General features: G+C 47.9%; 16 protein-coding genes. 4 read left to right on the forward strand and 12 right to left on the reverse strand.

Annotated elements, in window-relative coordinates; all coding sequences use genetic code 11:
• Positions 1 to 141: 141 nt before the first annotated feature.
• The 3 genes from Q4Q50_RS08295 to hldE all read right to left on the reverse strand — a co-directional run bounded on the left by Q4Q50_RS08295 (position 142) and on the right by hldE (position 3,027).
• Complete coding sequence (locus Q4Q50_RS08295) at positions 142 to 621, reverse strand: TetR family transcriptional regulator (RefSeq protein ID WP_106649592.1); 480 nt, start codon at positions 619 to 621, stop codon at positions 142 to 144.
• 151 nt (positions 622 to 772) lie between these two features.
• The gene (locus Q4Q50_RS08300; protein ID WP_311899021.1) at positions 773 to 1,600 is read right to left on the reverse strand and encodes a hypothetical protein; all 828 of its coding nucleotides are present in this window, start codon (positions 1,598 to 1,600) and stop codon (positions 773 to 775) included.
• A complete protein-coding gene (gene hldE, locus Q4Q50_RS08305) occupies positions 1,597 to 3,027 on the reverse strand; it encodes a bifunctional D-glycero-beta-D-manno-heptose-7-phosphate kinase/D-glycero-beta-D-manno-heptose 1-phosphate adenylyltransferase HldE (protein ID WP_311899022.1) in 1,431 nt (476 codons plus the stop codon). Before hldE ends, Q4Q50_RS08300 begins: the two co-directional genes overlap by 4 nt.
• Positions 3,028 to 3,130: 103 nt before the next feature.
• Here hldE and Q4Q50_RS08310 point away from each other — a divergent pair, with 103 nt between their 5' ends.
• Positions 3,131 to 4,057 carry an LpxL/LpxP family Kdo(2)-lipid IV(A) lauroyl/palmitoleoyl acyltransferase gene (locus Q4Q50_RS08310; protein ID WP_311899023.1) on the forward strand — a complete coding sequence of 309 codons (927 nt, stop codon included), beginning with the start codon at positions 3,131 to 3,133 and terminating at the stop codon, positions 4,055 to 4,057.
• Positions 4,058 to 4,148: 91 nt separating this feature from the next.
• On the opposite strand, the gene Q4Q50_RS08315 is transcribed toward Q4Q50_RS08310, so the two are convergent.
• Positions 4,149 to 5,879 carry a potassium/proton antiporter gene (locus Q4Q50_RS08315; protein WP_006082903.1) on the reverse strand — a complete coding sequence of 577 codons (1,731 nt, stop codon included), beginning with the start codon at positions 5,877 to 5,879 and terminating at the stop codon, positions 4,149 to 4,151.
• 922 nt (positions 5,880 to 6,801) lie between these two features.
• Between Q4Q50_RS08315 and Q4Q50_RS08320 the strand changes: the two genes are divergently transcribed.
• Positions 6,802 to 7,716, forward strand: a complete 915-nt coding sequence (locus tag Q4Q50_RS08320; RefSeq protein ID WP_006085940.1) for a L,D-transpeptidase family protein — start codon at positions 6,802 to 6,804, stop codon at positions 7,714 to 7,716.
• 94 nt (positions 7,717 to 7,810) lie between these two features.
• On the opposite strand, the gene Q4Q50_RS08325 is transcribed toward Q4Q50_RS08320, so the two are convergent.
• Entirely contained in the window at positions 7,811 to 8,638 is an 828-nt protein-coding gene (locus Q4Q50_RS08325) for an N-acetyl-ornithine deacetylase (RefSeq protein ID WP_006082905.1), read from the reverse strand.
• A gap of 217 nt (positions 8,639 to 8,855) precedes the next feature.
• On the opposite strand from Q4Q50_RS08325, the gene Q4Q50_RS08330 reads away from it, so the two are divergent.
• The gene (locus Q4Q50_RS08330) at positions 8,856 to 10,274 is read left to right on the forward strand and encodes a M16 family metallopeptidase (protein ID WP_311899024.1); all 1,419 of its coding nucleotides are present in this window, start codon (positions 8,856 to 8,858) and stop codon (positions 10,272 to 10,274) included.
• Positions 10,271 to 11,923: a M16 family metallopeptidase gene (locus Q4Q50_RS08335; protein WP_311899025.1), complete on the forward strand. Its 1,653-nt coding sequence runs from the start codon at positions 10,271 to 10,273 to the stop codon at positions 11,921 to 11,923. The genes Q4Q50_RS08330 and Q4Q50_RS08335 overlap by 4 nt, the downstream gene beginning before the upstream one ends.
• 38 nt (positions 11,924 to 11,961) lie before the next feature.
• Here Q4Q50_RS08335 and Q4Q50_RS08340 read toward each other — a convergent pair whose 3' ends face one another.
• The 7 genes from Q4Q50_RS08340 to Q4Q50_RS08370 all read right to left on the reverse strand — a co-directional run bounded on the left by Q4Q50_RS08340 (position 11,962) and on the right by Q4Q50_RS08370 (position 20,030).
• A complete protein-coding gene (locus tag Q4Q50_RS08340; protein ID WP_012088376.1) occupies positions 11,962 to 12,642 on the reverse strand; it encodes a response regulator in 681 nt (226 codons plus the stop codon).
• A gap of 100 nt (positions 12,643 to 12,742) precedes the next feature.
• Complete coding sequence (locus Q4Q50_RS08345; protein ID WP_012088375.1) at positions 12,743 to 14,356, reverse strand: ATP-binding protein; 1,614 nt, start codon at positions 14,354 to 14,356, stop codon at positions 12,743 to 12,745.
• A gap of 15 nt (positions 14,357 to 14,371) precedes the next feature.
• Positions 14,372 to 15,892: a tripartite tricarboxylate transporter permease gene (locus tag Q4Q50_RS08350; protein ID WP_011623841.1), complete on the reverse strand. Its 1,521-nt coding sequence runs from the start codon at positions 15,890 to 15,892 to the stop codon at positions 14,372 to 14,374.
• A gap of 2 nt (positions 15,893 to 15,894) precedes the next feature.
• Positions 15,895 to 16,362 carry a tripartite tricarboxylate transporter TctB family protein gene (locus tag Q4Q50_RS08355; RefSeq protein WP_006082912.1) on the reverse strand — a complete coding sequence of 156 codons (468 nt, stop codon included), beginning with the start codon at positions 16,360 to 16,362 and terminating at the stop codon, positions 15,895 to 15,897.
• A gap of 10 nt (positions 16,363 to 16,372) precedes the next feature.
• On the reverse strand, positions 16,373 to 17,326 hold the full coding sequence (locus tag Q4Q50_RS08360) for a tripartite tricarboxylate transporter substrate binding protein (RefSeq protein WP_259574594.1): 954 nt from the start codon (positions 17,324 to 17,326) through the stop codon (positions 16,373 to 16,375).
• 12 nt (positions 17,327 to 17,338) lie between these two features.
• Positions 17,339 to 18,619 carry an OprO/OprP family phosphate-selective porin gene (locus tag Q4Q50_RS08365; protein WP_311899026.1) on the reverse strand — a complete coding sequence of 427 codons (1,281 nt, stop codon included), beginning with the start codon at positions 18,617 to 18,619 and terminating at the stop codon, positions 17,339 to 17,341.
• Positions 18,620 to 19,226: 607 nt separating this feature from the next.
• Positions 19,227 to 20,030, reverse strand: coding sequence for a bactofilin family protein (locus Q4Q50_RS08370; protein WP_311899027.1), 804 nt, complete (start codon positions 20,028 to 20,030; stop codon positions 19,227 to 19,229).
• Between the last annotated feature and the right edge of the window lie 33 nt (positions 20,031 to 20,063).

Consider the following 20,063-nt stretch of genomic DNA (forward strand, 5'->3'; position numbering starts at 1 on the left):
AATCAAGAGTAAAAAGCGGTATAACGCAATAAAGGGCCTATCTTACATGACAAAAGGATGAGTTTCCTCAGTAAAAATCACGATTTCCCCCCATAAAAAAGGAGCCATCGGGCTCCATTTTTATATTTGTTGATCAGTCTTTTATGCTGCTTTTGCCACATCAAAATTGGACAACAACATCATAGCAGTACGGCCTATTAAATGGTTGATCGTGCGATCACCCGCTAAGCCTAACTCAGCAATCGCTTGTTGACGTGCTGTGCTCACAGCTCTAAAGAGAGTGATTTCATTGTTGGCACCACCGCAAAGACTAAAGAACAGTCTCAATACTGCGCGGTAATGCTCTTCCTGCATAGCCTGCATCCATGATGTTTCTAATGCCTCTTGGCTAGAAAAATCCAGAGCCGCAACAAATAGATTACCAATACGGCTATCTAAGCGAACGAGAAAATCGCTCTTGCGTGGAAAATGGTGGCTAATACCTGTGCGGCTAATCCCCGTTGCTTCAGATAACGTGGTATAAGACATAGTCTCAAAGCCGATAGTCAAAATTTGTCTTAACGCTTCATCCATAATCTGATTTATGGTTTGCTCAGTTTGTACTCGCGAGCGCTTAGCCATAGTAAAGTCTCCCCTCTTATTTTTAGGGAGAAAGCTTACCAAAGCCGCTCAGGGATTACTGCTGTTCACTCGGCTGCAACCAGCGTATTTCGCTTTTGTTCAGCTAGGGTTCAGTTTAAAACAGGCTTAAACATAGAGTTCATTAACACCTTCATAACATTGAATTTTGTACCAACCAGTTATGCGCTTTTTCCTCGCCCATGAGTAAAACGAAGGTGGGTTGTAGATAATGTCCAAGTTCGGCTTTTCGCCAAAATAGATATTCAGGAAGGGGTTGCAACACACTCGCGCCAAAAGTGCGTTGCATTAAGCTCGAATACTCGCCTAATAACCTCGGCGCTAATTGCTCGGCTTTAGGATAAAAATCCGCCAAAAAATCCCGATAATCGGCAAAACTCGCCACGTGAGCCACCTTATAGTGGTGCAACACTTGTATCAGCATAGGCGAACTCCAATGCGACAAGTATTGCGGACTTGTTAACGCATCGAGATTGCGTCTATGGTATTGCTGCCATGCCAAGGTAAAATCACCTCGCTCCCGCGCGATACGCCAAACCAGATAGATATCGGCTAGCCATTCATGCTGATATGCGCTCAATTGAGTCGGTAATACTGTGCCTTGTAGGGCGAGGTTCTCCAAATGACCGAGCTCATGCCATAGGGTTAATTGCGGCTGTTCGAGCAAAGGTAATTGATAGGTCACGAGATCGACACTGGCTAACTGCACTTGCGGCGACTGCAACTCGTTGACTAAGACTAGGCCCGCAATCTTATTGTCATCGACGGGCATGACCATGGCGCCTCGCTGGCCTAAATCGCGCCTAAATTGATCTAACGTAGCGGGCAGCTGCGCCAACACTTGCTTAGGCAATAATGCCAAGCAAGCGCCAAGCTCTGGTAAAGGGCAAATCAAAGCCTGCTTATCGGCGATGGGCGTCCAAGACAGGCTAGATGCGAATACCAGAGCAACTAAGCTCACTGATTCGCCATGATATTTTGAATAATAGCCGTGGTCGAAATGCCATCCTCAAATCCCAGCACTTGCACTTGACCGCCAGCGGCAATCACTTCATCGCCGCCTGCGATATCTTCAAGCTTATAGTCGCCGCCTTTAACCAGTAGATTTGGCAGCAATCGAGTAATGATGCGCTGCGGCGTATCTTCACTAAAAGGCACCACCCAATCGACAGAGGCTAAACCCGCTAACACGGCCATACGACGATCCACCTGATTGACCGGACGCCCCTCACCCTTTAGGCGTTTAACCGAGGCATCATCGTTTACAGCAACAATCAAACGATCGCCTAAGGCTTTGGCTTGTTTGAGATAACTCACGTGGCCCGCATGCAAAATATCAAAGCAACCATTGGTCATCACCACACGCTCACCGCGCAGTTTGGCTTGCTCTAATGCATAGGCGAGTTGATCTTCACTTACCACTCCAAAACCCGATTCTCCATGATGCAAAGCTAACGCTTCAATAAGCTCAATGCGGCTCACGGTAGAAGTGCCGAGTTTACCGACCACTACGCCAGCGGCGGTATTCGCAATTGCGCAAGCCTGCGGTAAATCGGCGCCCGCAGCTAATGAGGTTGCTAAGGCAGAAATCACAGTATCGCCAGCACCCGTCACGTCATAGACTTCACGGGCAACGGTAGGAATGTGCAGCTCGGGCGCATTGGCGGTCACTAAGGTCATGCCCTTTTCAGAGCGGGTGACTAAGATGGCATCGAAATGATGTTGCTTAAGTAAGCCACGGGCTTTTTCCAGCAGATCCGCTTCTGAGGTCACAGTGCCAACAACGGCTTCAAACTCGCTCATATTCGGGGTAATCAATGACGCGCCCTGATAACGGCCAAAGTCACTGCCCTTAGGATCGACTAACACCATCACACCTTTTGAACGCGCTAAAGCAATAAAATCTCGCGGCTGATCGATAGCGCCCTTCGCATAGTCAGACAACACCACCACATCGACGGAATCGAGTAAAGCCTCAGATTGCTTGAGCAAACGCACACTATCGGCCTTGTCGAAGGCTTCTTCGAAATCGAGTCGGATCAACTGCTGGTTACGTGATAACACCCGTAACTTAGTGATGGTTGGCTTGTCAGCAATGGTTAACCATTGGGGTTCAACCCCTAAGGTTTGCACGCCAAGCGTTAAGGCATGGGCGGTATCGTCTTGACCGACGAGCCCAGCAAGTAGGACTTGACCACCTAAGGTCGCGATATTGAGCGCCACGTTGGCCGCGCCGCCGGGTCTGTCTTCGACTTGATTAATCTTCACCACAGGTACGGGGGCTTCAGGGGAAATACGTCCCGTTGGGCCAACCCAATAGCGGTCTAACATCACATCGCCGACGACTAACACTCTGGCTTTTTCAAATGCTGGCAGAGAAACCTTCATAGTGCTCTTATCTTTATGCAGAAATTAAACCGTGATTGTACCTAATTTTCAGTAAAAATTGAGTTAGAATAAGCAGTAATTTTCAAAAGTAGTGAGTATTTTTGTGGTCGAGAAAGCCGAGTTTTCATCTTCTTTATATCATCCTAAGCATTGGCCCATGTGGTTTGGCGTATTTTTAATGCGCTTAACTCAGCTTCTACCGCTCTCTTGGCAGATGAAACTGGGTAAAGGTTTAGGGCGCTTAGTGATGAAATTTGCTGGCAGTCGCACTCATACGGCGCGCCGTAACTTGGCCCTATGTTTCCCTGAAATGTCAGAAGCACAGCGAGAAGCACTACTCACGCGTAACTTTGAAGAAACGGGCAAAGCCATTTTCGATACCATCAATGCATGGTGGTGGTCCGATGAAAAAGTGCAGCAGCACATGAGCATCACAGGCAAAGAACACGTGAAAGACACCCTCGATGCTGGCCACGGTGTTATCCTGTTTGCAGTGCATTGTTTACCGCTGGAAATGGGCGCACGTATCTTCGGCCAATTCCAACCCGGCGTGGGGGTTTATCGCCCACACAACAATCCTGTGATGGAATACCTCCAAGTTAAAGGCCGTTTACGCTCGAATAAAGGGCTTGTTTCTAAACGCGACTTGCGCCAAATGGTGCGCTGCCTGCGTAATCCCGATGTGATTTGGTACACGGCCGATCAAGACTTTGGCCGATCAAGCGCGGTATTTATCCCGTTTTATGCTATGCCAGATGCGGCAACGATTACGGGTGCCACCACGTTAGCCAAACTCGGCAAAGCCAAAGTCTTACCCTTTTTTGTAGAACGTACCGAAGGTGATGAGGGCTATCGGATTGAAGTGATGCCACCGCTGGATAATTTCCCCGGTGAAGATGAATTAGCCGATGCTATTCGCGGTAACAAGATTATCGAATCCATCATAGATAAAAACCGCGCCCAATATATGTGGTTACATCGCCGCTTTAAGACCCGTCCCGATCCAACGGACAAATCTTTATATCAATAAACTCAATTAGCTTTGAGTACAAAAATGCCAGCAAATAAGCTGGCATTTTTTATGGTGACTTTCGATGGCAAGAAGCATCTAGCGCATGGGATTACAGCGAATGCTCGGTCGGTAAACGAATACCCACGTTAGTAACTTTGCCTTCATACAGCCCCGCCACCACCCAATGCAACGACTGCCATTGGAACTGATCGCCCAGCACTGGATTTGCACCAAGCTGTGACACCACCAGATCGGCGACTGTCATATCGTCGGCGAGATTATCTAAACTCAAGCCATAAATTGGTGCGAGATCCGCAAGCTTAACATCTGTTTCAATAAAGAAATCACCGAAGAAACGTTGCACTTCTTTATTTTCAGGCGCTTGGCTAAAGAGGTTACTCAAGGCTTCTAAACTTTTCTCCTGACCCAGCACACAGAGTATATCTCCCGCTTCGAGGCGAGTACTGCCCGACGGATGCAGTAAAGTGTCATTCCTAAATACCGCCGCAATCCGTGTTCCATCAGGCATAGCTAAGCGTTTTAGCGGCTCACCAATGCACCACTTACTTTCACTCAAACGATAGACAAACACTTCCCATTCGCTGCTCGGGTAAATTTCAACTCCCGAACGCGAAACGGGCAACGGCTTTGGGGGCAGTTCCACCTTAGCTAAACGCGCCGCAGTGGTCAAAGACGCACCTTGAACCAGTAACGATACTAATACGACGAAGAAGGCTAAGTTGAAATACAACTGAGCACCCGGCAAGCCCGCCATCATAGGGAATACCGCCAAGATGATAGGCACTGCGCCGCGTAGTCCTACCCACGAAATAAACCAGCGGTCGCGACTGCTGAAGCTCTTAAAGGGCAATAGGCTGATCCACACAGCGACAGGACGAGCGAATAGAATCATCCCAAATGCCAGTGCAAAACCTGGGATCAGGATATCGACTAAATCTGAAGGGGTAAGCAATAACCCTAATACCAAGAACATACCGATTTGGCTGACCCAAGTCATGCCATCCAGTACGTTTAAAATCGCATGGCGACCACGGGTCGGCTTATTGCCGAGGAAAAGCCCGACTAAGTAAATCGATAAAATGCCACTGCCGCCGAGTTTGTTAGACGCAGCATAAATAATCAGACCACCGCTTAAGACTAAAATAGAGTACAGGCCGTCGGCTAATTTGCTCAAATTAACCAGCTTCCACAGCATCCAGCCGCCGCCTAAACCTAAGCAAATACCCAGACCAAATTGCTTAATAAAGCTGATAAACATAAAGCTGAAGGACATCTCAGTGTCCACATTGGCGAGAATCGCAATCAGCGTCACGGTTAAAAACACCGCCATAGGGTCGTTACTGCCGGACTCAATTTCTAAGGTTGCTCCAACCCGCTCGTTGAGACTGCGCCCTTTCAATAAAGAAAATACCGCAGCGGCATCGGTCGAGCCCACAATCGCGCCCACCAGCAAACCTTGCAACCAATGCAAGTCAAATAGCCATGCGGCCATCATGCCAGTGATACTGGTTGTGATAGCGACGCCAAAGGTCGCTAGCGATAAAGCAGGCCACAGCGCCACCCTAAAACTGGCGACACGGGTACGCATTCCACCATCGAGTAAGATGATAGCTAGCGCTAAGTTACTGACTAAATAAGCGGTGGAATAATCATCAAACAATATTCCGCCAGGGCCATCTTCACCGGCCAAAATACCCACGGCGAGGAAGATCAAAAGAATCGGGATACCCAAACGGGAAGACATGGGACTGAGTAAAACACTCACTGCAGTTAGCAAGGCGCCAATCAGAAAAAAACTATTGATGGAATTTGCATCCACAAACGCCTCCTTATACAGGTTGTTTAGTTAAACGATAGACAAATCACCGAGGTTAAAAATGACTCAACTTACAATTTTATGATTTTATATTAGCACAAAAATAGCGAATTATTGGAGCGTTAAATATTAAATTTCAATCATCTACATAGAAAATGCCATAAATGTAACTTTGCATTAACCTTGAGATAAAGGCTAACGTAAAACCTAAAGAACCGCAGAACATTTTCACACGACTTATAAAAATTAAAATAAATAAATATCAGACAGTTAAAAATAACAAACTAAACGTAAACTTAAATCATTCAAGCTAAATTAAGCTCATAAACCTGTATAAACTAGGGTTATCATAGTGAATTCAGCACCAGACAAAACAATGTCGACTGAAACGGCGAATATTCGAACATCACCCTCAAGCCAATTGTTTTCACTCCATTTATCCGACAATCGGCTCAGCTAGGCGGACTTTGTCAGGTTGAGCATCACCCCGTTAGAAAAGTACTTTAAAAAAAGTCTCGCAAACGCTGTTTCGCAAAACCAATCAATTCAGCCACCCTTAATTCGCCATCAAAAACAGACACTATGCATAACGTCAATATTTTAGACGGAGCAATCACCATAGAAGCGTTGCAACACAGCTGCTTAGATCAGGGATTTGCAGCACATAGAACAATAAAGCAGGCACAGGGTTTAATGATAAGCCGAAATACTGACAATCTCAGTCGCCGAGGAAAACCGTTAAAACAAAAATTAAGCGATAAATACGCTGTACGGATCATATTTCAGTTGAAATAATGTCCAAAATAAGGAAGGATGCGAGCTTCGCGCGCCAGTGCATTTTGCTCGTCAAATTGCCGCTCTCGTTTTAAGAGAGAAAGCTGCGTTAAACACGCTTTTTTATTAACAGGAATCGTAGTATCCGCTTATGAGTATGCTTCGCACCACAGCTTTATTATTGACTTTGGTTTTCCCTAGTCTGTCCGCTTTAGCAACGGAATATCCTTTACCAGCCGCCCAAAGCAGGCTAATTGGCGAGAACCAGTATTATACGGTTCCAGAGGGTAAACACACTCTCGAAGATATTGCAGCCAAATACCAGCTCGGTCTCAGTAACTTACTCGAAGCTAACCCAGGTGTAGATCCATTTCTGCCAAAACCAGGTAGCCAACTGTTAATTCCATTACAACTGATCCTGCCTAACGCTCCCCGTGAAGGCATAGTGATCAACGTGGCCGAAATGCGTTTGTACTACTATCCAAAAGGCAAAAAGACAGTTGAAGTCCTGCCTATTGGTATTGGCCAGATTGGTAAAGACACGCCAGAAAACTGGGTGACCTCAGTACAACGTAAGCGTGCCAATCCAACTTGGACACCGACGCCACGCATTCGTAAAGAATATGCTGCTAAGGGTGAAATCCTGCCAGCAGTATGGCCAGCGGGTCCAGACAACCCTATGGGACTGTATGCACTGTATATAGGCAACTTGTATGCGATTCACGGTACTAACGCGAGTTTCGGTATCGGTTTACGTGTGAGCCAAGGTTGCGTGCGTTTACGCCATGAAGATATCGAGCATCTATTCAAGACTGTACCTGTGGGCACCCGCGTACAATTCGTGAACCAGCCGATTAAAGCAACTGAAGAGCCAGACGGTAAGCGCTACTTAGCCGTGCATCAACCTCTGTCTCGCACTGTGGCTGAGTTTGAATCCAATGAGCCAGTCGCGATTTCATTACCTAGAGATATCGCCAAGTTTATCGCTAAAGCTGACACAAATTCTTCTGTGATCAAAAAGCTGCTCGATGAGCGTACCGGTGTGCCAATGCGAATTAATCAATAATTCACTGGCAAATATCACCTAAAAAAATACCCGCTATCAGCGGGTATTTTTTTATCATTTATAAGATGATTAAACACCTAATAGAATAACAAGATCAATCACATAAAGGTGCACATAGGGCTAAGAAGTGAGTCATAGCAGCACTGTTTGCCAATACGCGTTGGTCGAAGTTTTGCAGCGCTGGTGTTTCGGTACAAGCACCCACACGGGCACCGCTTCGCACTAAACACGCTTCAAACGACGTATCGAAGTGATTGAAGATCAAGCCATCCTTCACAGGACACGCATCAATCTCGCCATCCACAGCAATCGGGAAATAACCGCCTAAGGTATCGCGCAAATCGAGGCTAAAGCGTCCTGGCACTTGGCTTGGCTCAAAAGAATACACATAGGCTTCACGGCTCAAGACATCTTCGTGGCAAGTTAAAATACCGTCACGGCAAGCAGCAATCAGTAACTGCGCATGATCTAACAACAACTTACCTTCCACCGACGTATGTTCGTTGGCTTTAGGTTTACCATTCTCAAATACAAAACCGCGATTTGGATTTTCACCGTATTTGTTAAATCTATGGCCGCGGCTGAATCCGGTTGGATTAACGAGGGGCAATAAACTCAAGTTCACCCGTTCAAATAGGTCTGCTGACGCTTCACTCAAAAAATGCAGCAAACCCCAAGGGCCAGCAGATTCTTCGCCATGAAATCCTGCGCTGATCAATAAAGAAGGTAAGCCTGACTTAGCGGCGGGAGACTGATACAAGCTAACCTTGTATTTACCAACTTCACCCAAATTCTTCTCAACCATGCCCAAACGGGTCATTTCCTGCTCAAGCAGCAGATAAAAATTATCAATATCAGTGCTTTCACAGTTAAAAATATCGCTTTTCCACTGAAAGGATTCGAACGGGGATCTGCTTACCATATCTTGTACTTATGCCAGAAAAAGAACTGTGCCATCATAGCAGTTCTTTTTAAAAACTGAATGCTATTCAACTGATTTCGATGAAATCCGAGCAGTCGCTAACCACATCGCAATCGGTATCGATACCTGTTGATGGGTTAATCGCCACTTGGTAACGGCATTCAGCTTCGATGAGTTATTTAACGAATTCAAAAAATATGCTCGGCAGGATGCACTTATGAAAACTCACATCGCCTTTTTTATCGCCCTTGCGACCAGTGCTTTTAGCAATACGCTGCTGGCACAATGCAACGCCGAGCATGATGCACAAGCCTTATACGCGCTCGAAGCGAACCTAAAAACCTACACACTCGAAAATGGCTTGACGGTGCGGTTACTGCCCATGGCTGATAAACAGACAGTCACAATCGCCAGCCAATTTAATTTAGGCGCCCGCAACGAAGCTGAGGGCCAAAGCGGTTATGCCCATCTGTTTGAGCACATGTTATTTAAGGGCAGCGAAAATGCCCCCGGCGATACCTATGCCCAGCAGCTCAGTGCCTTAGGTGCACGTTTTAATGCCAGCACACATTTTGACTACACCAATTACTATGTGACGCTGCCAAGCCCAGCATTAGAACTGGGGCTGTATCTCGAAGCCGACCGCTTTATCCGTCCAAGCCTTAATGCCACTACCGTTAAAAATCAGCAGGAAACCGTACTGCAGGAAATGGCGCAAACCATAGATAATCAGCCCTATGTCCGCAGCGCGATGGCGTTCTTACTCGATCAAGTGCAAGGCACGCCCTATGGCCACGGTATTATTGGTAGTCGCGAAGATATCTTGCAAGCCACACCTGAAAGTCTCACCGCCTTTCACCGTGCTTATTATCGCCCCGACGCGATGCAGCTTTCCCTTGTCGGCAAGTTAAGCCCACAAACCCTGCAATGGATTGAGCAAGATTTTGCGACTTGGCCTAAACCAGCGACGACTGAACCTAGATTCACTGAGTTGAACATCCAGCCAAAACAAGTGCATGCTGAATTAGTTGATGAACGTGGGCCTTGGCCTGGATTACTGCTCGCTTGGCATACCGTAGGTAAAAATCATCCCGATGCGGCGGCGATTCAACTGCTCGAAGGCTATTTATTTCAAAATACCGCCAGTGCAATCGCGAAAATGAGCCAGCATAATCCTGCGCAAATGCTCAGTTATTCCCTGCCCTTTGAGCTAGAAAATCATGGGATTGCCAATATTGTCTTGGTTCCGCGAGCTCGCACTTCACTCGATGCCTTAGTGGAAAAAGTGCTGGGACTTGTCGCACAAACACAGCAAGAGACTCTGGATGAAACCAGCCTGTGCGCACTTAAACAAGTGTGGTTAAACAATCGATTACAACAACTCAGTGACACCCAAGCACTAGCCACGCAGCTTTCGGCGACCTCAGTTCAAGATAAAGACCATCCCTTTAGCGCGCAGTGGCAGCGGATTAACGCAGTCACGGCTGGCGATATCCAAAGAGTCGCAAAACAGTATTTTACTCAAGACTATGTGCGGGTCGACCTACTGCCACCTTGGTATATTCGCTGGGGAAAAACACTGCTGGAATGGCTGCCTGGTGAAATGAGCGACAGCCTAGAGGATGCGGTATTATGATGAACCTAACTCCTGTAACTCACGGACGACCTAAACAACTACAAAGCTTAATGTGCTGCGCAGCGGCGTTATTACTGAGCGCCTGCCAGCAAACGCAAATCGTCTTTACGCCGACTGAACCACCGAGCTTAGCGAGCTTTGACACTCCCTATCCTCTAGACAATCATTTACCCGAAAGCGGCATCATCATCCCCGCAACGGATCCAATGTTTAGCGATGAAGTGCATACCGAGTTGAATTTACCCTATCAGTTACATAGACTTGCTTCAGTGCAAAGCAATCATGATCTAAACAGCAATAGTCTAAGCAGTAACAGTCTAAGCACTCATGCTCTAAGCCGTAACAGTCTAAGCAACAGGGTCAGTTTAGCGGCGGTGAGTCCGCAGGCTCCCTTCAATAATCCCGATATTTTACAGATTGCCTTGCAAGAGAAAGCACGCGCACTGGCCATTCATCTCGCAGACCCGTGCCTTGAAACTTTCAGTATTCGCGTCAGCTTGCATAGCATAAATCTAAGCCTCACCTGCCCCGACGATGTTAACCATATCTACGGCTTGCTAATGCAATTTTGGCAGCCAAATACCTTTATTGATGCGACAACCGCTCCCGTCGATATTGATAATATTCGCCGCCAACTCAAGCTCAATAAACACTTGAATGCCTTTAGTGGCGCCGAGATAGATAAACTGTGGCGCGAAAAGCTACTCGGACCTGAACATCCCTACAATAAAGTACTCAATAATGATGAGCTGTTCGATTCACTTAACCTAAAGCAGCTGCAACAGATCCAGCAGCAGGCGGCATCGCAAGCACAATGGCATCTGTTTCTCCCCAATATGCAGGCTAAAAACGCCGAATTTGATCTTCAAGCCAGCATCAAACAGTGGCCTATGTTGACGAAATCGCTACCTAAATCCTTGTCTAAGTCGTCACCGCAAGCAGATAAGCTAGAAACAACCACACCTAAGCAAACCAAAAAGATTTTCCTTATCGATGCGCCGGGAAGTGTGCAGACCCAAGTCCGCCTAGGCTATCGCATAGATCATGCCATAGGTCATACCGTTGATAGTGAGTTAGGCGATATGTCAGAAAAGAGTCAACTCAATTCACAGGAAATCGCCTTAAGCTGCCGCAGTTTATCCGCGCTGATGGGGCGCAGTTTTTCGGGCAGACTCTATTATGATTTGCGGGAAAAACGCGGCCTCACCTATGGCATTTACGGCCAGTGCGCCAATGCGCCGCTGTCCACTAGCATCAAGTTTTACGGCAGTACAGCCATAGAACATACGGGCGCGTTTGTGGTGGGCATACTCGATCACCTCGCGCTCGTTAAAACCCAAAGTGCCAGCCAAGGTGAAATCAATGCACTTAAAACCTATTTGATGGGTGAGGATGTACTCAGCCAAGACAACAGCATTCAGCGTGAAAACCAATATCTCCAACAACTTGCGACAGGATTAACCCAAGTTGATGTGCAACAGCTAAATGCAGAGTTGCAGGCGCTAACGCCAAAAAGGTTGCAGCATTTAGCCAACGGGGCATTTAGCGGTGAGCCATTGATTATCTTGCGGGGCGATATCGATAGAATAATCCCAGACTTAACCTCTAAGCTGCCAGAGTGGCAGCTTGAAAGGGTCAAGGTGGACTAAATTCTGAATGCAAAAAAGCTGAAAGCTGAATAGTAAGACTAGCGCACTCTGTGGTAGCAACGTTCGGGGCGACCGATGGAACCATAACTCTGATCCGCCGCCAGCTCATTGCATTCCAACAAAAACTCTAAATAACGCCGCGCGGTAGAACGGCTAACGCCTAGCTTTTCACCCACCATTTGCGCCGTGAGTTTATCCTGCGGCTTAGCATCAAACACTTCACGGATTTTCTGTAGGGTCAATTGATCGACCCCCTTTGGCAAACGAGCGGCAGCCTTGGTCGTCCCTGTCGGCACTTCCATAAAGGCATCGACCACGGATTGAGTAAGCTCCTCCGTGGCAGAAAGTTTGAGCTGGCGGCTCTCGAATCGACTCAGGGCTTGATCTAACCGGCTCAACAGTACAGGTTTCACCAAAAAATCGAACACGCCCAGCTGCATGGCTTTTTCTAAAATCTGCACTTCCTTGGCCGCAGTGAGCAATACCACTTCGCTGCGGATCCCTTGGCTGCGTAATTCTGCCAGTAAATTCAAACCATTACCGTCGGGTAAATACACGTCTAGCAGTAAGAGGTCCGGCGTGATGGCGCCCAATAAAGACCGCGCGGTACTGATATCGCTGGCCATGCCAATCACTTTATAACGATTGGTCGAGAACAAATATTGCGCAACCAAATGGGCGACTTCGACTTCATCCTCGACGATGATCACTGTATGCATTAAACAATACCTATTTCAGGCAGAAGTTCAGGAAACAAATACGGTGCGGTTAACTCAGCAACACGCGCAACTTGGTCCGCAACAATCATGACGGTATGCATTAAACGGTACCTACTTCAGGTAAAGGTTTAGTGGGAATATACACAGAAAAACGCGCGCCACCTAAATCTGAGTCGGCAAACTCTAAGCTGCCATGGCAGGCACACAGGTAGGTATTGACGATATACATGCCCACACCGTGCTGCGCCCCTTGCTTAGAGCTGTAATCTGGATCGAATATTGTGCTGTACTCGGTTTTAGAAATCCCATCGCCACTGTCTTCCACATCAAAAATCAGGTTAGAGGCGGTTTCATCTAAGGTCACGACCACGCGGCGGGGCTTATGATTGTTCGCCCTGTGCACGGCCTCAATGGCATTATCGATAAGATTGCCCATAATCGACACCATCCGCTCTAGCATAATGGCGTCTTGAACATCGCTGAGTTGACTATCTGGGCTGATTTGAAACTCAATATTGAGCTCTTTCGCCTTGTGATACTTACCCAAGAGTAATCCCGCGATCGTCGGCTCATGGATTTGCGACAGTAATAAATGGATTTGAGCCTGCCAACCTTGGCTTTCTTGACCGATAAATTCGACCGCTTTGTCGTAGGCTTTGAGCTGTAATAATGCGCCTAGGGTATGGAGTTTATTCGAGTAATCATGGGTTTGCACTCTGAGCATTTCGGCAAACTCTTGTACTTTTGCCAGTTGTTGGCTCAAGCGCTCAATTTCATCGGCGGGGCGCATCGTCAGTAGTAAGCCATCATTTTGATCCCGTACCTGAAACGGCACCCGCGACATCACCAGCCATTGCTCATTGGCAAATAACTCGAATCCCCTGATGGTTTTGTTTTGGTTCGTCAGTAGAAAATCGGCGTGCTGCGGCAATAAATCACTCAACATCAGAGTATTAGGTTGGCAGGTCGGAGATAAGGCTAAGATCTCCCGCGCCCTTTGATTCAACTTGCGGATACGGCCATCGGCATCCAATGCCACCACGCCCATTCGCACTGTGTTAAGAATCGCGTCCTGCTCGACGAATAAACGGCCTATTTCCGCAGGTTGCAAGCCGAACAACATTTCCCGTACTTGCCGTCCCATCCAAAAAGCCACCAGCACGCCCATCAATAACACCCCTAGGACTGTCATGATGATTTCAGGAATACGCTTATCGATTAACGCGCCCACGGACTGGCTCAAAAAGCCCACGGAAACCAAGCCGATAATTTGACCTTGCTCGTCAAGCACTGGCACTTTGCCGCGAATAGAGCGACCTAAACTGCCCTGCGCCTCGGAGATATAAGACTCCCCTTCTAATGCCGCTTGGCTGTCACCGCCCTCCATCTTCTTGCCAATTTTATCTGAATCTGGGTGCACGATACGGTATTTATGGGTATCGCCCACCACGATAAAATCGGCCTTAGACGCTAGACGTATTCCCTCTATCGCAGCCAGCAATTGTGGGCTCGAATGCCCAGTCTGCAAAGCGGTAATCACATCGGCCCGTGTCGCGACCGCATGGGCCAGCCCTAATGCCTTAGCGCCCGATTGCTCAGTAATACTGCGACTCAAAATTTGATAGCTGATGCCGCCAAATAAGGCGCACAGCAACAAACTCAGGCAAGTCACCCCACTGATTAACCACGTTTCTAAGCGCTTAGGGCGTCTCATTAGCGTACCTTTACATTAAGAGGCTTTCGCCAATTTATCACTACGATGACTACGAATAAAACCGATCAATGGCACAGCCAGCATCGCAATTGCCACAATCAAGATAGTCAGTGTCAGCGGGCGTTCCCACAGGAAGCTCAAAGAACCATCGGAGGCGATCATAGCACGGCGGAAGTTACGCTCAATCATATCACCGAGGATGAAGCCCAGTAGCAGCGGCGCCATCGGAAATGCCAGCAAACGTAGCACCACAGCGACAATCGCAAAACCTATCATCAAGAACAGATCAAAGGTGTTAAACGAGACTAAATACACCCCAATCAAACTGAAGAACAAAATCATCACAGTCAGAATCGACTTAGGTAAAGCCAGCACTTTGGCAAAATAAGGGATTAGCGGTAAATTCAGCACCAGCAGAATAATATTGCCGAAATACATAGAGATAATCACAGACCAAAACACGTCTGGACGCTCTTGCATCAACATAGGGCCAGGTTGAATACCATAAGCGATCAATGCACCGAGCATGATGGCCGTGGTACCCGACCCCGGAATACCTAAGGTCAATAACGGGACAAATGAGCCAGTACAGGCCGCATTGTTAGCCGACTCAGGCGCCGCAACACCGCGAATCGAGCCCTTACCAAACTCATCGCGTTTCGCGCCGCGGGATAAATTACGCTCAGTGCCGTAGGCCATAAAGCTGGCAATCGTTGCACCTGCGCCCGGTAATACCCCAATCAAAAAACCGAAAATCGACGAGCGACCAATCACAGGTGCTATCTCTTTCACTTCCTCTTTGGTTAAGCGAGTGCTACCAATCGGCTGCGCTGAAAAGTTGATGTTTTCGGTCGACTTAGGCGGCTTAATCACATTCATTAACGCTTCCGACAGGGCAAAAGTCGCCATGGCGATTAACAGAAAACTGATGCCATCGAGTAAATCTGGCTGACCGAAGGTGAAGCGTTCCATCCCCGAGAAAGGATCGATCCCCACTGACGAGAGCAACAAACCTAAGTGAGTCATCATCATGGCCTTGAGGAAATCGCCACGATTCGAAAACGCCGCAATGGCCGTCAAACCGAGGAACATCAAGACCACATAATCGCCCGATTGAAAGCTCAGAGATACTTGCGCTAATAATGGCGCCGCGACCATCAACATAATGGCGCCGATAGTGCCGCCGGTAAACGAAGCATAGGCCGCAATCGCTAATGCTTTGCCCGCCATGCCTTTTTGCGCCATCGGATAACCATCGAATGACGTCGCAACCGTTCCTGCCACGCCCGGGGCGTTGATCAGAATTGATGATGTCGACCCACCAAAAATAGCGCCGTAGTAAACGCCCGCCATTAAGATCATCCCTGAACTGGGGCCAATGCTGTAAGTCACAGGGATCATCAGAGCGATCGCTGTGATCGGCCCTAATCCCGGCAGCATACCGATCACTGTGCCGACCAAGCAGCCTAAGACCACATACATGAGGTTTTGCAATTCAAACGCGGTCGATAGACCAATAAACATTGCATCGAACATAGTTAACTCCAAAGAGAACCTGAGGCCAAGTAGATACCTAAGACTTGCGTCATCAACACCCAGAACACCAACACCACGGGCACAGAGGCGAGCAGCAAAATCTTAAAGCGGCGCTCTCCCATCAACCAAAATCCAGCGACCAAAAACAATAAGGTAGCGACAACAAACCCCAACGGTTCGAGTCCGGCGGCATACAAGACCATCAGCACAATCAGCGCCGCGGTTTGTTGTAAGGCGGCTTTAGTCAGCAGCGCCCCCCGCTGTTGAACCGTGTTTCCTTTTAGCAAGACGGCAACCAGAGAGAACAGACTAAACATCAATCCCATGGCAGCATAAATCTTCGGCATAGTGGAAGATGTCACGACTTCAAATTCTTCAAACGGCAATAAGGGAATTTGCCATGCCAGCACGCCATATCCAGTAAACACGGCGACAAATAGCAAGGAACCAATCAGATCACGATTCAACATCTGTCACTCCTTACTTAATAAAGCCCAGTTGCAACATAGTGGCTTTAAGCTGTTGCTCCTGTGCTTCCAATGACTTAATGAATTCGGCTTGGGGTTCAAACAAATTGATCCAACCATTACGGGCACGCACTTGTTCCCATTCTGGCGTCTTAATCAGCGCCGCAAACTTGGCCACATACTCATCAACTTTGGCTTTAGGCGTATCGGGTGCCGCAAAAAAGCCGCGCCAGTTAGTAAACGTCATGTCATAACCGAGAGATTTAATCGTCGGAACCTCTGGATGCTCGGCAACGATTTCAGGTGCCGTCATAGCAAGGATCCGCCCTTGACCACTGCCTGCAATTTCTAACGCTTCACTGAATCCCGTCGACAATAAATCGACTTCGCCCGAGAGTAAGCCAGCCTTAGCTTGACCACCCGCATCGTAGGGAACATAACGTAAACGACCGCCATCTAAGCCCGCCGCCGCAATCGCTTGCGCCGCAACTAAGTGATCCATACTGCCGCGCGCCGAGCCGCCAGCGATATTGAATCTTTGTGGGTCCGCCTTAAAGGCCGCCAACACATCGTCCCAGGTTTTCAACGGTGAATCGTTACGCACCACAAAGGCACCGTAATCGGCGACTATGCCTGCAACCGGCGTTAAATCACGATAACTAAACGGGATTTGTCCTGAAAGTGCACGGAGCACAATCGGAGTCGAGTTAACCAGTAAAATATCGCCCTGTTTGTTTTTCGATTTGATCATAGAGGCAATCGCACGACCGCCACCGCCACCCGAAAGGTTCTCAAAAGAGGCATTACCATCTATTTTCGACTTCACTAAGGCTTCACCGACGCCGCGCGCCGTAGTATCCCAACCACCGCCTGGACCGCCAGGGATGATAAAGTGGATATCAGCACTCGCCATGCCAGAGACACTCAGTAACAGCGCACTCATGACTAAAGATTTCATTTTCAACATGATTCATTACTCCTAAAACACGTATTGCAAACGGGCAGCGAAGGCATCGCCCACATCTTCATTGCCGACTAAGGCAATCGTGCCTGCGCCATCGACGGAAGAATGGATGTAGTTAGCCATCACTTTGATTTTTGGATTGAAGTAGTAAGACACGCCTAAGGTGTAGGTCTGAGCTTTAGTACCTTGGAAGTCGGAGCTTGCATCCACGCTAGAAAAACGTGCCGCCAATTCCCATGCATCGGTTACGCCCTTAGGCTGAGAAAACACCGCGCTGCCCTTGGAATAGCTACGCTGTTCGCCCGTTAAGAAATAACTCGCCTGCAGGTAATACGCCTGATAACGCTCACCATCGAGCACTGACAGAGGATCTTGGGTCGTTAAATTACGCTGAGCGTATTCGCCTTGTAGTAACAAAGCCTTATGTTGAAATGCCAGCTCTAAACCCGCTTGATTTAGCCGATCAATCGCCGCCGTTTCACCACCCGCAACATAGTTAATCAGGCGAGTATTCGTCTCGCGCAGTTCGCCGCGGGCAAAGCTAGCAGACAAGTCATCGCCGCCCATTTGACGCGCTGAGTACCACAAGCCCGCATGTAACACTTGGCCCGGTTCTTTGGCCTGTGACCAAGTCACTCGCGAGCTCAGGGCATAATTCAAATCATCGGTTTCATCTTTGCCATCGCTACCAAAGGCATCGTTTTTATAAACACCCAAGGCGTAACGTAAACCCGTGCTGGGGAAATATTGATATGCAGAAACACCCCAGCGGAAGTACGGCGACATAGTATCGGCGAGGCTAGAACGTTCGATCAGCGCAATGTGATTACTGCTGGTGAGCGCATCAAGGCTGATATCCTCACGCAACTTACCAAATTGCAGTTTAGGGCCATTCTCAAAACCCGAATAACGCATCCGAGCCATGACGATTTCAGCGGTATTTTCAGCAAATTCAAGCAACAGCTTGTAATCCCAATCCTGTAATTCGCCTTCAACAAAGGTACGGACTCGGCGGGGGAAAATATCCTGCGCGCTACTGCCGTTATGTTCGGCGTTATAGGCACCATTGAAGAGGTTGTAATCGAGTTGAATGCGACCACCTATCTCAAAAGCTGGCGCGCTAGGCTTAGATGGAGTCGCAGTGGCATTCGCTGCCTGCTGTTGTTTTAGCTGGTTAACTTCTTGAGTCAATTGGGTGAGTTGTGCTTGAAGCTCTTGTGGCGTTAAATCTTGCGCATTCGCAAAACCAGTAAAGGCCACAGCGGTTGCCGCGGCAAGTAAGGTCAATCTAGGCATCAATGCCTCCTGTATTGCAGTCTGCCATTCCCTGTGGGAATGCCTGTGTTATTAGAATTGTGTCAGGTCTGTGACGGACTACTTCCTCGCCCAGAGGATGAAATGTATCGTTAACATTTCGTTAAAGATATTTAACGCACTTAATCTTCATTAAGGGACTTAAGGTGACTAAAAATCATAAAGTTCACGAACAAAATGAACTTAACTCAAGGGAAACGGCTTGAAGTGCACAAAACGGGTAAGAATGAGAGATAACTCAATGAAAATATGACAGGAATATTAGCTGGCGCTGAATGTTAACAGATGAGTGAAATAGCATAAAAATAGGACGGATTTACTCTTAGAACGTTAAATTAAGCATAGAAGCCATCCATAAAAGCAAAGCGCCATTAAGCGCTTCATAAGGAACTTGGACCAATACTTGAAGGGATATTGAGCAGGATTGAGCAAGATATTGGGCGATAAGCATTAGCAACGATGAGCAAATAACTGTGGTCGAACAAAAAACACCAAATGCTCGACCCAAGGATGCGAGTACTTATTTGTTCGAGCTAATTGATTCAAGCTAATTGATTCAAGCTAATAAATTCGAGCTTTCGCTTAGCAATCAGAGCTTATTGCCTGCATTCTCGCTGGTGGGCGCGGTGCCATTATCACCCTGCGCCATCTGTGCATGACCTTGTTCCATTTGCTGTAAATCTTCCATCGCAGAATCCTGCGATAAAGCCAGCGGATCGGGATCTGCGGATACCGCCGCCGTATTGTCGGCATTCGCGGTATCTGGCGCAGTCGTTTGTTCAGTCGGTAATGGATTGGCGGCCTTTGCAGCATCTAGCTCCTGAGTCACAGGGGACACTTCAGTGTTAAGCGTGCTATCACTGACATTAGGTAACCACTCACGCAATGGCTCGGGTCCAAAACTAAAGCCCAAGGCGATGACGACAGTTGCCGCAGCAACATACAACCAAGGGCGAATCGCCCGATTATCGCCTCTTAATGAACCGCTCTCACTGGCATATAGGTGCGCATCCGAGCGTTGAGCCGCTGGGGCGATCGCTTTTAGCATGTCAGGCAAGGCATCAAGCTCAGGACCTTTAATCCGCTGACCAATAAACTGGCCGCCTTCGTAAATCTCCATCTGATGGCTGGCAACTTCACCGTCAACCACACCAGAACTGGTAATAATCAACTTATTACAACAGACTCGACCACTAAATACGCCGCACACCCGCAACTCATCACAGCTGACTTCACCGGAGATCTCGCCGCCAAGTTCAATCTTAATTTGTCCCGCTGAGCCAATCTTGCCCTGCAATTTACCCGCAATTAATGCCGTGCTCTCTAACTGGATGTCACCCTCTATCGAGGTTTGTGCACTGATAAAAGTAATGCCATTGCCTTTGCTAGCCATAGGATTCATTCCATATCATTATTTTTGTGACAA

This window comes from Shewanella scandinavica, from assembly GCF_031932065.1.
Taxonomy (GTDB): Bacteria; Pseudomonadota; Gammaproteobacteria; order Enterobacterales; family Shewanellaceae; genus Shewanella; species Shewanella baltica.

Bases quoted from the DNA above. Each gene is read 5' to 3' on its own strand.
- Q4Q50_RS08295 (WP_106649592.1), bottom strand. From the start codon at position 621: ATGGCTAAGCGCTCGCGAGTACAAACTGAGCAAACCATAAATCAGATT.
- hldE (WP_311899022.1), bottom strand. From the start codon at position 3,027: ATGAAGGTTTCTCTGCCAGCATTTGAAAAAGCCAGAGTGTTAGTCGTC.
- Q4Q50_RS08320 (WP_006085940.1), top strand. From the start codon at position 6,802: ATGAGTATGCTTCGCACCACAGCTTTATTATTGACTTTGGTTTTCCCT.
- Q4Q50_RS08325 (WP_006082905.1), bottom strand. From the start codon at position 8,638: ATGGTAAGCAGATCCCCGTTCGAATCCTTTCAGTGGAAAAGCGATATT.
- Q4Q50_RS08330 (WP_311899024.1), top strand. From the start codon at position 8,856: ATGAAAACTCACATCGCCTTTTTTATCGCCCTTGCGACCAGTGCTTTT.
- Q4Q50_RS08335 (WP_311899025.1), top strand. From the start codon at position 10,271: ATGATGAACCTAACTCCTGTAACTCACGGACGACCTAAACAACTACAA.
- Q4Q50_RS08340 (WP_012088376.1), bottom strand. From the start codon at position 12,642: ATGCATACAGTGATCATCGTCGAGGATGAAGTCGAAGTCGCCCATTTG.
- Q4Q50_RS08345 (WP_012088375.1), bottom strand. From the start codon at position 14,356: ATGAGACGCCCTAAGCGCTTAGAAACGTGGTTAATCAGTGGGGTGACT.
- Q4Q50_RS08350 (WP_011623841.1), bottom strand. From the start codon at position 15,892: ATGTTCGATGCAATGTTTATTGGTCTATCGACCGCGTTTGAATTGCAA.
- Q4Q50_RS08355 (WP_006082912.1), bottom strand. From the start codon at position 16,362: ATGTTGAATCGTGATCTGATTGGTTCCTTGCTATTTGTCGCCGTGTTT.
- Q4Q50_RS08360 (WP_259574594.1), bottom strand. From the start codon at position 17,326: ATGTTGAAAATGAAATCTTTAGTCATGAGTGCGCTGTTACTGAGTGTC.
- Q4Q50_RS08365 (WP_311899026.1), bottom strand. From the start codon at position 18,619: ATGCCTAGATTGACCTTACTTGCCGCGGCAACCGCTGTGGCCTTTACT.
- Q4Q50_RS08370 (WP_311899027.1), bottom strand. From the start codon at position 20,030: ATGGCTAGCAAAGGCAATGGCATTACTTTTATCAGTGCACAAACCTCG.